The sequence below is a fragment of the Streptomyces sp. NPDC059142 genome, from assembly GCF_042755665.1.
Taxonomy (GTDB): Bacteria; Actinomycetota; Actinomycetes; order Streptomycetales; family Streptomycetaceae; genus Streptomyces.
This window is the reverse complement of record NZ_JBHZDA010000078.1, coordinates 10,394-23,090: the sequence shown is the minus strand read 5'-3', so window position 1 is coordinate 23,090 and position 12,697 is coordinate 10,394. Positions and strand designations below refer to the sequence as shown.

12 protein-coding genes are annotated in these 12,697 nt (G+C 70.0%); 9 read left to right on the top strand and 3 right to left on the bottom strand.

Going from position 1 to position 12,697, the window contains the following annotated elements:
• Nucleotides 1-1,513 (top strand): HAD-IC family P-type ATPase (locus ACFXPK_RS24510; protein ID WP_385078600.1); only part of this gene is annotated, 1,513 nt, incomplete at its 5' end.
• Here the strand turns inward: ACFXPK_RS24510 and ACFXPK_RS24505 are convergent.
• The gene (locus ACFXPK_RS24505; protein WP_385078597.1) at nucleotides 1,504-3,078 is read right to left on the bottom strand and encodes an LCP family protein; all 1,575 of its coding nucleotides are present in this window, start codon (nucleotides 3,076-3,078) and stop codon (nucleotides 1,504-1,506) included. The genes ACFXPK_RS24510 and ACFXPK_RS24505 overlap by 10 nt on opposite strands.
• A gap of 164 nt (nucleotides 3,079-3,242) precedes the next feature.
• Between ACFXPK_RS24505 and tatA the strand changes: the two genes are divergently transcribed.
• On the top strand, nucleotides 3,243-3,557 hold the full coding sequence (tatA, locus tag ACFXPK_RS24500) for a Sec-independent protein translocase subunit TatA (RefSeq protein ID WP_385078594.1): 315 nt from the start codon (nucleotides 3,243-3,245) through the stop codon (nucleotides 3,555-3,557).
• 25 nt (nucleotides 3,558-3,582) lie between these two features.
• Here tatA and ACFXPK_RS24495 read toward each other — a convergent pair whose 3' ends face one another.
• A complete protein-coding gene (locus tag ACFXPK_RS24495; RefSeq protein ID WP_385005743.1) occupies nucleotides 3,583-3,813 on the bottom strand; it encodes a hypothetical protein in 231 nt (76 codons plus the stop codon).
• 171 nt (nucleotides 3,814-3,984) lie between these two features.
• Nucleotides 3,985-6,051, bottom strand: a complete 2,067-nt coding sequence (htpG, locus tag ACFXPK_RS24490) for a molecular chaperone HtpG (RefSeq protein ID WP_385005745.1) — start codon at nucleotides 6,049-6,051, stop codon at nucleotides 3,985-3,987.
• A 402-nt stretch (nucleotides 6,052-6,453) separates the two neighbouring features.
• Between htpG and kdpF the strand changes: the two genes are divergently transcribed.
• The 7 genes from kdpF (at nucleotide 6,454) to ACFXPK_RS24455 (ending at nucleotide 12,546) form a co-directional block, all read left to right on the top strand.
• Nucleotides 6,454-6,543, top strand: a complete 90-nt coding sequence (kdpF, locus tag ACFXPK_RS24485) for a K(+)-transporting ATPase subunit F (protein ID WP_037727062.1) — start codon at nucleotides 6,454-6,456, stop codon at nucleotides 6,541-6,543.
• A gap of 8 nt (nucleotides 6,544-6,551) precedes the next feature.
• Nucleotides 6,552-8,240 carry a potassium-transporting ATPase subunit KdpA gene (gene kdpA, locus ACFXPK_RS24480; protein ID WP_385078589.1) on the top strand — a complete coding sequence of 563 codons (1,689 nt, stop codon included), beginning with the start codon at nucleotides 6,552-6,554 and terminating at the stop codon, nucleotides 8,238-8,240.
• Nucleotides 8,241-8,275: 35 nt separating this feature from the next.
• Nucleotides 8,276-10,426, top strand: a complete 2,151-nt coding sequence (kdpB, locus tag ACFXPK_RS24475; RefSeq protein WP_385078622.1) for a potassium-transporting ATPase subunit KdpB — start codon at nucleotides 8,276-8,278, stop codon at nucleotides 10,424-10,426.
• Between the two features lie 5 nt (nucleotides 10,427-10,431).
• Complete coding sequence (locus tag ACFXPK_RS24470; RefSeq protein WP_385078586.1) at nucleotides 10,432-11,121, top strand: potassium-transporting ATPase subunit C; 690 nt, start codon at nucleotides 10,432-10,434, stop codon at nucleotides 11,119-11,121.
• A gap of 334 nt (nucleotides 11,122-11,455) precedes the next feature.
• Nucleotides 11,456-11,653: a hypothetical protein gene (locus ACFXPK_RS24465; protein WP_385007786.1), complete on the top strand. Its 198-nt coding sequence runs from the start codon at nucleotides 11,456-11,458 to the stop codon at nucleotides 11,651-11,653.
• Between the two features lie 80 nt (nucleotides 11,654-11,733).
• Entirely contained in the window at nucleotides 11,734-11,970 is a 237-nt protein-coding gene (locus tag ACFXPK_RS24460) for a hypothetical protein (RefSeq protein ID WP_385007784.1), read from the top strand.
• 3 nt (nucleotides 11,971-11,973) lie between these two features.
• Nucleotides 11,974-12,546 carry a hypothetical protein gene (locus ACFXPK_RS24455; protein WP_385078582.1) on the top strand — a complete coding sequence of 191 codons (573 nt, stop codon included), beginning with the start codon at nucleotides 11,974-11,976 and terminating at the stop codon, nucleotides 12,544-12,546.
• Nucleotides 12,547-12,697 lie beyond the last annotated feature (151 nt).

Sequence of the window (12,697 nt, the reverse complement as noted above, 5' to 3'; positions counted from 1 at the left end):
GGGGGTGGGGGGTGTGGCCCCTCCCCCCCCCCCCCCGCCCCCCCCCCCGCCCCCCCCCCCCCCCGCGTCCGCGGCGGGGGGGGGCCCGGCCGGGTACGAGGGCGTCGCCGCCCTGCCGTTCGATCCCGTACGGCGGCTCTCCACCGCGGTCGTACGGCGGCCGGGACGCCTGGGCACCCACACCCTCGTCGTCAAGGGCGCCGTCGCCGACGTCCTCCAGCGGTGCGCGCTCGACGACGGCGAACGCGCGCGGCTCACCGCCCTCGCCGCCCGCGAGGCGGACAGCGGGCTGCGGCTGCTGGCCGTCGCCACCGCCGAACGGCCCGCCCGGCGCCGCGACTACACCCCGGCCGACGAACGCGGCCTCGACTTCCGGGGGTTCGTCTCCCTCCGCGACGCCCTCGCCCCCACCGCGGCCGACGCGCTGAAGGTCTTCGCGTCCCGCGGCGTCACGGTCCGGATCCTCACGGGCGACCATCCGGGAACGGCGGCGCGCGCCTGCCAGGACCTCGGGGTGCCGCTGGGGCCGCCGGGCGAGGACGGCGTGGTCACCGCCGACCGCATCGACCGGCTCACCGACACCGAACTCGCCGAGGTCGCCCGGCGCACCACCGTCTTCGCGCGCTGCACGCCCGAGCACAAGGCCCGTATCGTCGCCGCCGTACGCGCCGACGGCCACACCACCGGGTTTCTCGGCGACGGTGTCAACGACCTGCCCGCGCTGCACGCCGCGGACGTCGGGATCTGCCCGCGCGACGCCGTGGACGTCGTACGCGAGTCCAGCGATGTCGTCCTGGCGAAGAAGGACCTCACCGCGATCGACCACGCGATCAGCGCCGGGCGCCACTCCAGCGGCAACATCGCGACCTATCTGCGGATCACGCTCTCCTCGAACCTCGGCAATGTCATCGCCATGCTCGTCGCGGGTCTGCTGCTGCCCTTCCTGCCGATGCTCCCGGCCCAGGTCCTCGTCCAGAACCTCTGTTTCGACGCGGCGCAGCTCGCCTTCGCGTACGACCGGCCGGGGGCGGCGGCGCTGCGCCGGCCGACGGAGCTGCGGTCGCGCGCGTTCCTCCGGTTCATCACGCGGTTCGGGCTGATCAACGCCACCGCCGACCTGGCGACGTTCGCGGTGCTCGCTCTCGCCCTGCACACGACGGCGGACGGGACCACCCAGGGGGCCTTCCACTCCGGGTGGTTCACGGAGAACCTGCTCACCCAGGCGCTGGTGATGCTCCTGCTGCGTACGAGCCGTACCGGAGGCGGTCCGGTGCGCTGGGCCGCCGCCGGGCTCGCCGTGACCGGGCTGCTGCTGCCGCTCTCACCGCTGGGCCCGGTCCTCGGGATGCCGTCGCTGCCCGCGCTGTACTACGCGCTCCTCGCGCTGGTTCTCGCGCTGTACGCGGCCGGTCTCGCGGTGGCGAGGGGACGCCACGAGCGGCGCCACGTATCCGTACCGGAGCGCGCGGGCGTCGCCGTCCGGCCGCAGGCGCGGCCGTACGGTCAGCCGTAGGAGAGGTTCGAGCAGGGGTCGTCGTCCGCCGAACGGGCGTCGTCGGCCACGGCGGACGGTACGGAGCCGGGCGAGGCGGCCGGTCCGGAAGGGGAGCCCGCGGCGCCGGACGCCCCGTCGGCCGGGGTGTCCGCGTACGCCGTGCCGAGCACGACATCGATGCCCGAGGTGGTCGACACCGCCTTGACCTCCGCCCCGGGGAAGAGGCGCGCGACCGTCTTCGCCCGGTCCTCCAGCCCGGCCCCGTACTCGATCACCGTGGTGGTGTGGTCCTGGCTGCTCGCCGTCGCGGTGCCGGTGACGACGAAGTCGTGGTCCGTGAGGGCACGGGAGGCGCGGGCGGCCAGCCCGGTGACGGTGGTGCCGTTGTAGACGGCGACGCTGATGCCGCCGCCGGAGACCTCGCCGGTGGCGCTCGGCGTGGGGGAGGCGGTGGCGGTCCCGGCCGCTTCGCCCGCTCCCTTGCCCTTCGCGCCGCTGGCGTCCTTGCCGTCCACCGTACGGTCCGCCTTCAGCGCCGCCCACAGCTCGGAGGCGTCCGGTTCGACGATCGCGACGCGCGCGCCCTCGTACCGCCAGGGGATGGTGACGAACTTGGTGTTGTGCAGGTCGATGTCCTTGAGCGACATCATGAAGCTGATCAGCTTGTCGGCGGAGCCGAGCCCCGGGTCCACGGTCATGGACCGCGTCGCCGCGTTCGCGAGCGGCAGCAGCTTGGTGGGGGTGAGGCCGTCGCTCTTCACCTTCTTGAGCAGACCGGCGACGAAAGCCTGCTGGCGCTTGATCCGGCCGATGTCGGAGCCGTCGCCTATCCCGTGCCGGATCCGCACGTAGTCCAGCGCCTGCTGGCCGGAGACGGTCTGGGCGCCCTCGGTGAAGATCCGCCGGCCCTGGGTGGCGCGGTTGGGGTTGAGGTCCTTCTGGTAGATGTCCTGGGGCAGGCAGACCTGGACCCCGCCGACGACCTCGGTCAGCTTCGCGAAGCCCTTGAAGTCGACGACGACGGTGTGGTCGACGCGCAGTCCGGTGAGGTGCTCGACGGTGTTCTGGGTGCAGGCGGGGTTGCCCTGGGCGCTCTGGCCCACGGAGAAGGCCGCGTTGAACATCGTGTTGACCTGCGTCTTCGTCCACGTGCCGTCGGGCAGCCGGCAGGGCGGGATGTCCAGGAGCGTGTCGCGCGGTATGGAGACGGCGACCGCGTGCTGGTGGTCGGCGTAGATGTGCAGCAGGAACGCGGTGTCGGAGCGGCCGATGTCGTCCTTGTCGCCGCCGCCCAGCGAACTGTTGCCGTCCGTCCGCGCGTCCGAGCCGATGACCAGCACGTTCTGGCCCTTGGACGAGCCGGCGGGCCGGTTGTCGGAGAGACCGCCCGCGCTGAAGGTGTTGATGTTGCCGCTGAGTTTGAGGTAGACCCAGCCGATTCCGGCGGAGGCGAGCACGAGCAGGGACAGGGTGACGACGAACGACGTGCGCAGCCCGCTCCGCTTCCGCCGCCGGGAGCGGGCGGGCGCGGCGCGACGGCTGGTGCGCGCGGACGCCGTCTGCTGCTGTCGACTGCCTGCCATCTCTGCGCCCTCATCCCTCTGGCCGGCCTCTTGGTTGTACAGTTGCGCAATGTAGCAACTTTAGTGAGAGGTGCGGGCCCCGGGTGCGGGAGTGACACGGGGTGCGGCCGATCCGGGATTCGACGAGGGATCCGGGGATTTCGACGAGAGGAAGGCGGGGCGGCATGTTGCGTAACGGGTTGGAGCCTTGGCACCTGCTGATCGTGGCCATCGTGATCATCGTCCTGTTCGGCTCCAAGAAGCTGCCGGACACCGCGCGGGCCGTGGGCAAGTCGCTGCGCATCCTCAAGAGCGAGACGAAGGCGATGAAGGAGGAGGACGGTGCTGTGGCGGGCGGAGCCACCCCGCCCGCCGCCCCGTCCTCCTCCGCGCCGTTCTCCTCCGCGCCGTCCCCCGCTCCCGCCCCCGCTCCCTCTTCGTCTTCCTCGGCCTCTCCCGTTCCTTCTCCCTCTTCCCCTCCTTCCCCCTCGAACCGCTGAGGGCGCGTCCGGTCCCGTCAGGGCTTCAGGGGCTGGCCAGGTCGAAGCCGTACCGCAGGGGCTCGCCCTGTACGCGCGGGTCGCGCCGGTAGACGAAGAGCGCGTCCACCTGGGCGCCGCCCGACGGGCCGTCCAGCTCGCAGGGGTACGTCACCTGCACCACGGACGGCCGGTCGGCGACCCGCATCCGTACCCCGTTCGCGGGTCCTCCGTCGAGGACCGCGACTTCCCATTCCGTTCTGCCGTGATCATCCATGGTCAATACTTTAGAGGTTGCGCAATCTTTGAACCATGGTGCACGGGGCGCGCTTCGGGGCGTGCGGAGGGGCGCGTACGTACGCCGGAGGGCGGCCACCGTCACCGGTGACCGCCCTCCAGAGTGTTCCGTATCTCGCGGCCGGAAGCCCGGGAATCCGGAAGCAGGAAACTACAGGGTCCGCTCCAGCCGGTCCGCCATCAGCTTGACGAAGCGCGAGGGGTCGGCCAGCTCGCCGCCGTCCGCGAGGAGCGCCATTCCGTAGACCAGCTCGGCGGCCTCGGCGAGGCCGGCGTCGTCGGAGCCCGTGGCCGCCGTGCCCTCCGTCGCGTCCTCCGCCGTGCCCTCCGCCGTGTCCTTCGATCCGGCGGATCCCGTGTGGGCCGTGTGGGCCGTGCGCAGGCCCGCGACCAGCGGGTGCGTCGGGTTGAGTTCGAGAATCCGCTTGATGTGGGGCACGTCCTGGCCCATGGCCCGGTACATGTTCTCCAGCGCGGGCGTCACATCGAACGTGTCGCCGACGATGCAGGCGGGCGACACCGTGAGGCGCGAGGAGAGCCGCACCTCCTTCACCTGCTCGCTCAGCTTCCCGGACATCCAGGTCAGCAGCGGGGCGAAGTCCTGCTGCTGCTTCTCGCGCTCGGCCTCGACCTCCTTCTTCTCCTCCTCGGTGTCGAGGTCGACCTCGCCCTTGGCGATCGACTGGAGCGGCTTGCCGTCGAACTCGGGGACCGACTGGACCCACACCTCGTCGACGGGGTCGGTCAGCAGCAGCACCTCGAAGCCCTTGGCGCGCAGAGCCTCCATGTGCGGCGAGTTCTCGATCGCCGCACGGGACTCGCCCGTCATGTAGAAGATGTGCTGCTGCCCCTCCTTCATGCGCTCCACGTACTGCTGGAGGGTGGTCACCCCGCCTTCTCCGTCGGGGGAGTGGGTCGAGGCGAACGACGAGACGCCGAGAATCGCGTCCCGGTTCTCGAAGTCGCTGAGCAGACCCTCCTTGAGGACCCGGCCGAATTCCTTCCAGAACGTCGTGTACGACTCCGGACGGTCGGCCATCATCTCCTTCACCGTCGAGAGAACCTTCTTCACGAGGCGCCGGTGCATCAACTGGATCTGCCGGTCCTGCTGAAGAATCTCGCGCGACACGTTCAGTGAAAGGTCCTGGGCGTCGACCACACCCTTGACGAAACGCAGATAATCGGGCATCAGCGCTTCGCAGTTGTCCATGATGAAGACGCGCTTCACATAGAGCTGAACTCCGCGCTTGCTCCCCTGCGTGAACAGGTCCTGCGGTGCGTGGGACGGGAGGAAGAGCAGTGCCTGATATTCGAAGGTGCCTTCCGCCTGCATGCGGATGGTTTCCAGCGGGTCGTTCCAGTCGTGGCTGACGTGCTTGTACAGCTCGCTGTACTCCTCGTCGGTCACCTCGCTCCTGGAGCGGGCCCACAGCGCCTTCATCGAGTTGATCGTCTCGGGCTCGGGCGCCGCCCCGGCGTCCTCGCCCGCGCTCTCCCCGGCGGTCCCGGCGGAGTCCGCCCCGTCCGCGCCGGCGTCCGCCGGGTCCGTGGCGGGCTTCGCCTCGGCGGCCATCCTGATGGGCCAGGTGATGAAGTCCGAGTACCGCTTGACGATCTCCTTGATCTTCCACGCGGACGTGTAGTCGAAGAGCTGGTCCTCGGCGTCCTCCGGCTTCAGCCGCAGCGTCACCGACGTGCCCCGCGGCGCCTCGTCCACCGTCTCGACCGTGTACGTGCCCTCGCCGGTGGACTGCCAACGGGTCCCCTTGCTCTCGCCCGCGCGCCGGGTGAGCAGGGTGACCTCGTCGGCCACCATGAAGCTGGAGTAGAAGCCCACACCGAACTGCCCGATGAGTTCTTCGGAGGCCGCCGCGTCCTGCGCCTCCTTGGCTTCCTTCATCTCCTTCAGGAACTTCGCCGTACCGGAATTCGCGATGGTTCCGATGAGGTCCACCACATCGTCGTGCGACATTCCGATGCCGTTGTCACGTACAGTCAGCGTGCGCTGTTCCTTGTCGACCTCAAGGTCGATATGGAGGTCCGACACGTCCTCCTGGAGTTCGCTACGGAGAACTTCCAGTCGCAATTTGTCCAGCGCGTCGGAGGCGTTGGAGACCAGCTCACGAAGAAATACATCCTTGTTCGAGTAGATCGAATGGATCATCATCTGGAGGAGCTGGCGTGCTTCCACCTGAAACTCGAACGTCTCGGTCGTCATATCCAAGGATTCCTTTCCTCGCTCATATCAGCAGCGTCAACGCGCGGAGCCGCCCTCCATCGTATCCAGCCGGCGTCCGCGCCGACCGGGGATCCCCGCAGGGCGTAAGAGAGCCGTCAAGCGCGCCACCGGGGCCGTATGGACACCGTCAACGGAAGCCGGAAGCCCCGAATGAGGGGGTTTCCTCAGGACGTCCGGTTTCCTCCGGGCGAGGGCGCCCGGTTTCTCCCGGACGCCCGTTCCCCTCAGGACACCTGTTCCTCCCGGGGCGCCCGTTCCCCTCCGTACCTCACCCGTACCGAACCTCATTCAGGAGCTCACGATGGCCGATCTGGCCTTCGTCGTCACCACGGTCGCGGTCTTCGCGCTGGTGGCCCTCGTCGCCAAGGGGGTGACGAAGCTGTGACCGCCGAGAACATCGTCGGCCTGGTCGTGGCCGTCGCCCTGCTGGGATATCTCGTCCTCGCCCTGCTGTTCCCGGAGAGGTTCTGAGCCCCGTCATGAGTGCTGTCCTCGCCAGTGCGCTCCAGTTGCTCGCGCTGATCGTGGCGCTGGGGCTCGCGTACCGTCCGCTCGGCGACCACATGGCCCGTGTGTACGCCCCGGCCCCCGCCGCCGGTTCCGGCTCCGTCCGTCATCTGCGGGTCGAGAAGTGGATCTACCGGGCCATCGGCGCCGACCCGGCCGTCGAGATGCGCTGGCCCGCCTATCTGCGCGGGGTCCTCGCCTTCTCCGCGGTGAGTGTCCTCTTCCTCTATCTGCTCCAGCGCGTCCAGGGCGGACTCCCCGGCTCGCTCGGCTTCTCCTCGATCGACCCGGACCAGGCGTTCAACACCGCCGCGTCGTTCGTCTCCAACACCAACTGGCAGTCGTACTACGGCGAGCAGTCCATGGGCCCGGTCGTCCAGACCGGCGGGCTCGCCGTGCAGAACTTCCTCTCCGCCGCCGTCGGCATGGCCGTCGCGGTGGCGCTCGTACGGGGCTTCACCCGCGCCCGTACCGGTGAACTGGGCAACTTCTGGGCCGACCTGGTGCGCGGCACCGTACGGATCCTGCTGCCCATCTCCGTCGTCGGCGCCGTCGTCCTCGTCGCCTGCGGGGCCATCCAGAACTTCGCCGGCATCCACGAGGTCGGGCAGTTCCTGGGCGGGCCGCAGCAGTGGAACGGCGGCGCGGTCGCCTCCCAGGAGGTGATCAAGGAGCTGGGCACCAACGGCGGCGGCTACTTCAACGCCAACTCCGCCCATCCCTTCGAGAACCCGAACGGCTTCTCCAACCTCTTCGAGATCTTCCTCATCCTGCTCATCCCCTTCGCGATGACCCGTACGTTCGGCAGGATGGCCGGCTCGGTCGCGCAGGGGTACGCGATCCTCGCCGCGATGGTGACGATCTGGCTCGGCTTCACCGCGCTGATGATGTGGACCGAGTTCCACCACGGCGCCCCGGCGTTCGACATCGCGGGCGGTGCGACGGAGGGCAAGGAGACCCGGTTCGGGGTCGGCGGCTCGTCGATCTTCGCGGTCGCCACCACGCTCACCTCGACCGGCGCGGTCAACGCCTTCCTCTCCTCCTTCACCGGATTCGGTGGCGGGATCGCGCTGCTGGGCATGCAGCTCGGCGAGATCGCGCCCGGCGGGGTCGGCTCCGGGCTGTACGGGGTGCTGATCATGGCCGTCATCGCGGTGTTCCTCGCCGGTCTGATGGTCGGACGGACACCCGAGTACCTGGGCAAGAAGATCGGCACCCGCGAGATCAAGTTCGCCGCCTGCTACATCCTCGTCACCCCGGCGCTGGTGCTCTGCTTCACGGCCGTCGCCCTGGCGCTGCCCACCCCGGTGCACTCGCTGACCAACTCGGGGCCGCACGGCTTCACCGAGATCCTCTACGCGTACACCTCGGCGGCCAACAACAACGGCTCGGCCTTCGCCGGGCTCAACGCCGACACCCAGTGGTTCAACACGAGCCTCGGGATCGTGATGCTGCTCGGCCGCTTCGTCCCCATGGTGTTCGTGCTCGCGCTCGCGGGCTCGCTGGCCGAACAGCGGCCCGTCCCCTCGACGGCGGGCACCCTACGGACCGACAAACCCCTGTTCACCGGCCTGCTCGTCGGCGCGATCCTGATCGTCACCGGGCTGACCTACTTCCCCGCGCTGGCGCTGGGGCCGCTGGCCGAGGGGCTGGCGTCATGACCGCTCGTACACGTAGGAAGAAGCACGAGGACGCGATGTCCACACCCGCCCCCACCTCCGCCCCCGGTCCGGACCGCGCGCCGCACAGCGACCTCTCCGGCGGATCCGCCGGCTCCACCGGCACCGCCGGACGGGTCGGCGTGGGGTTCTTCGACCCCCGGCAGTTGATCGGATCGCTCCCGGACGCGCTCAGGAAGCTCGACCCCCGGGTGATGATCGCGTCCCCGGTGATGTTCGTGGTCGAGGTCGGCTCGGTCCTCACCACCGTGCTGGCGATCCTCGACCCGGGCGCCTGGTTCGGCTGGGCGATCGCCGGCTGGCTCTGGCTGACCGTGGTCTTCGCCAATCTGGCCGAGGCGGTGGCCGAGGGCCGGGGCAAGGCGCAGGCCGACACCCTGCGCCGGGCCAAGACCGACACGGTCGCGCGCCGGCTCACCGGCCGGGGCCCCGGCGCGGGCGAGGAGCGCGTCCCGGGTACGGAGCTGCGCGTCGGTGACCTGGTGGTCTGCGAGGCGGGCGACATCATCCCCGGCGACGGCGATGTGACCGAGGGCGTCGCCTCCGTGGACGAGTCCGCGATCACCGGCGAGTCCGCCCCCGTCATCCGCGAGTCGGGCGGCGACCGCTCGGCCGTCACCGGCGGTACGAAGGTGCTCTCCGACCGGATCGTCGTCAAGATCACGACCCGGCCGGGCGAGACGTTCATCGACCGGATGATCGCCCTGGTCGAGGGCGCGGCCCGGCAGAAGACGCCCAACGAGATCGCGCTGAACATCCTGCTCGCGTCGCTCACGATCGTCTTCCTGCTGGCGGTGGTCACCCTCCAGCCGTTCGCCCGGTACGCCCACGCCGAGCAGTCGATGATCGTACTGGCGGCGCTGCTGGTCTGTCTGATCCCGACGACCATCGGCGCACTGCTCTCCGCGATCGGCATCGCCGGAATGGACCGGCTCGTCCAGCGCAACGTCCTGGCCATGTCGGGGCGCGCGGTCGAGGCCGCGGGCGACGTGTCGACGCTGCTGCTCGACAAGACCGGCACGATCACGCTCGGCAACCGGCAGGCCGCCGAACTGGTCCCCGTACGCGGCACGGACCCGGCCGAACTGGCCGACGCCGCCCAGCTCTCCTCCCTCGCCGACGAGACACCCGAGGGCCGCTCCGTCGTCGTACTCGCCAAGGAGCGGTACGGGCTGCGCGAACGCCACCAGGGCGAACTGGCCGGCGCCGAGTGGATCGCCTTCACGGCGCAGACCCGGATGTCGGGCGTCGACATCACGGAGGACGGCGCCGCGCGCAAGGTACGCAAGGGCGCGGCGGGTTCGGTGACCGCCTGGGTCACCGGACACGGCGGCCAGGTGTCGGCGGACACCCGCGCACTGACCGACGCGATCTCCCAGGCCGGCGGTACGCCGCTGCTGGTGGCCGTCGAGGACGGCGCGGGCGCCCGCGTCCTGGGCGTCATCCACCTCAAGGACGTCGTCAAGGACGGCATGCGCGAGCGGTTCGACGAGCTGCGCCGCATGGGCATCAGGACCGTCATGATCACCGGCGACAACCCGCTGACCGCGAAGGCGATCGCGGACGAGGCGGGCGTGGACGACTTCCTCGCCGAGGCCACGCCCGAGGACAAGATGGCCCTGATCAAACGGGAACAGGCGGGCGGCAAGCTCGTCGCGATGACCGGCGACGGCACGAACGACGCGCCCGCGCTCGCCCAGGCGGACGTCGGCGTGGCGATGAACACCGGCACCTCGGCCGCCAAGGAGGCCGGGAACATGGTGGACCTGGACTCCAACCCGACCAAGCTGATCGAGATCGTGGAGATCGGCAAGCAGCTCCTGATCACGCGGGGCGCGCTGACGACGTTCTCCATCGCCAACGACGTCGCCAAGTACTTCGCGATCATCCCGGCGATGTTCGCGGTCGTCCACCCGGGCCTGGACAAGCTCAACATCATGCGGCTGACCTCGCCCGAGTCCGCGATCCTCTCGGCGGTCGTCTTCAACGCGCTGATCATCATCGTGCTCGTACCGCTGGCCCTGCGGGGCGTACGGTACCGGCCGACCAGCGCGGACCGGATGCTCCGGCGCAACCTCGGGATCTACGGACTCGGCGGCCTGATCGCCCCGTTCATCGGCATCAAGATCATCGACCTGCTCATCTCCCTCATCCCCGGAATCGGCTGACCGTCATGAACACCTCCGTACGCACCACCACGCGCCTGCTGTGGGCCGGGCTGCGCGCCCTGCTCGTCCTGACCGTGGTCTGCGGCGTCCTCTACCCGCTGGCCGTCACCGGCGTCGCCCAGGGCCTCTTCGCCCACCGGGCCAACGGCTCGGAGCTCACCTCCGGGGGCAAGGTGGTCGGCTCGGAACTCATCGGCCAGAGCTACCTCCTGCCGAAGCGGAACCCGTCCGACGCCACCGAACCGGCCCGCCCGGACCTGCGCTGGTTCCAGCCCCGCCCGTCCCGGGGCCTGTCCACGAACACCGTCAACACCCAGTACCGGCTGCTGCTCTCCGGCGCGACGAACCGGGCGGGCGACAGCGAGGAGCTGATCCGCTGGGTGACGGAGGCCAAGGCCGAGGTCATCCGGGACAACTCCGTCCCGGGCCACCCGATCCCGCCCTCGGCCGTCCCCCCGGACGCGGTCACCTCCTCGGGCTCGGGCCTCGACCCGGACATCTCCCCGGCGTACGCCCGACTCCAGGTCAACCGCGTGGCGGCCCGCAACCACCTCCCGGCGGAACGCGTACGGGCCCTGGTCGACGCCCATACGGAGGGCCGCACCCTGGGCTTCATCGGCGAGCCCCGCGTCAACGTCCTGCGCCTCAACGTGGCGCTGCGGGCCCTGACGCAGGAGGGAACCGGGAAACCGTAACCGCTCAAGGACGGGTCCCAGACCGGCTTCCGCCGAGTCACGCCGCATCCCCGCGCAGGTGGTGCGCGCCGTGGACATCGTGAACTCCGCGGTACGACCGGCTCCGGCGGCGGTGCTCGCGCTGCGCAGAACCCGTACTTATGATCGGTCAGCCGCTGTCGGTCGCCGCCCAGGTGGGGCGCGTGGCCGGCGGGGCGGCTTTGCGACCAGGGAAAACGGGGGATTCGACGATGTCGTTCGAAGAAGAGTGGGCCGCGGAGAGGGCGGCCGTCACGATGAGACTGAACCAGGCGGGCGGCACGGGCGGTTCGACGCCGGCGCCGCGCTCACGGAGGTGAACAAGACCTGGGAGACCCAGGTGAAGACCCTTCTCCAGGCATGTGCGCACATCTCCAACCACCTCGACTACACGAAGAAGTCCAACAAGGCCCATGACGAATGGATCGACGCGCAGCTCCGCGTGATCGGACCCGTCGCGCCGGGCGGCGAGGGCGCCGTGTCCGCATCCAAGATCAGTCAGTTCTTCCGGTAAGGAGCCGCGGACATGCCCACCTCATCCCTGTCGCGGGCGATGCCATCCAGCGGGGGATCGACGTCGGCACGGCCGCCTACATGAACGATCTCAACGCGAACATCGATGCCGAGACCCGCAACAACATGATCAACCACTACGACAGCGGTGAGAAACAGATGTACGCCATGCTGAGCCAGGCGGCGAAGGAACAGGGTCTCACCACGTCGGAGCTGGACGCGAGCCCCGGGGAGTACGAGGACGGCATCCAGCCGACCGCCCAGCAGTGGTACCAGAACGGCATCAAGGACGCCGACATGAAGATGGGCGAGCGGTAACCGATGAACAAGAAGTACCTGGTGCTGCCTGCCGTGCTCGTGGTCGCGGCGGCAGTCGTCGCCGCTGTCGAGCTGTGGCCCAGCCCGCTGAAGGAATTGCGCGCGCAGAACCTGTGCCTCGGCATGCTCACGGAGAAGACGGCCGGTCTGCTGTACGACGGCCAGGGCGGCCGGCTCACCGTCGATGAGCACGAGAGCGGAGAACGCGGCGCGGACCCTGTCTTCTCCACCATCTGCTTCGTCAACCGGGCCCCGGAGGGGGGCGCGGCGGACCGACCCCAGTACACCGTCGATGCCCGCCCCACCAACACCCTGAACACCCCCGTAAAAGGGGCCACTCGGCTTGCCGAAGGCCGTTCGGGGTGGGTGGGCCCCCGGCAGAGCGAGGTCCAGCTCCCCGCCGGGTGTCCGCAGGGGATGAAGGCGGACGCCGAGTACGTCACCGTCACGCTGAAGGTCGCGCCCGGCGTCGTCGTGGCGGAGAACTGGGACGACGCGGCCCTCGCCAGGGCCTCCCGCACCGTGGTCCTGGAGGCCGCCGACAACCTGGCCGAGCAGTACGACTGCGGCGCATGACCCTGTTCCCCAGGGGCTGGGGCCGGACGCGTCCGACGTGACGCCGCGGGCTCTCCGAGAGGCGAGTCGTTGACGCCGGTACCCGGGACGGGCTCCACCACGGCCCGCTCCCGGGGTACGTCGAGATTGGGGGGCCGGGGGGTGAGGGCGC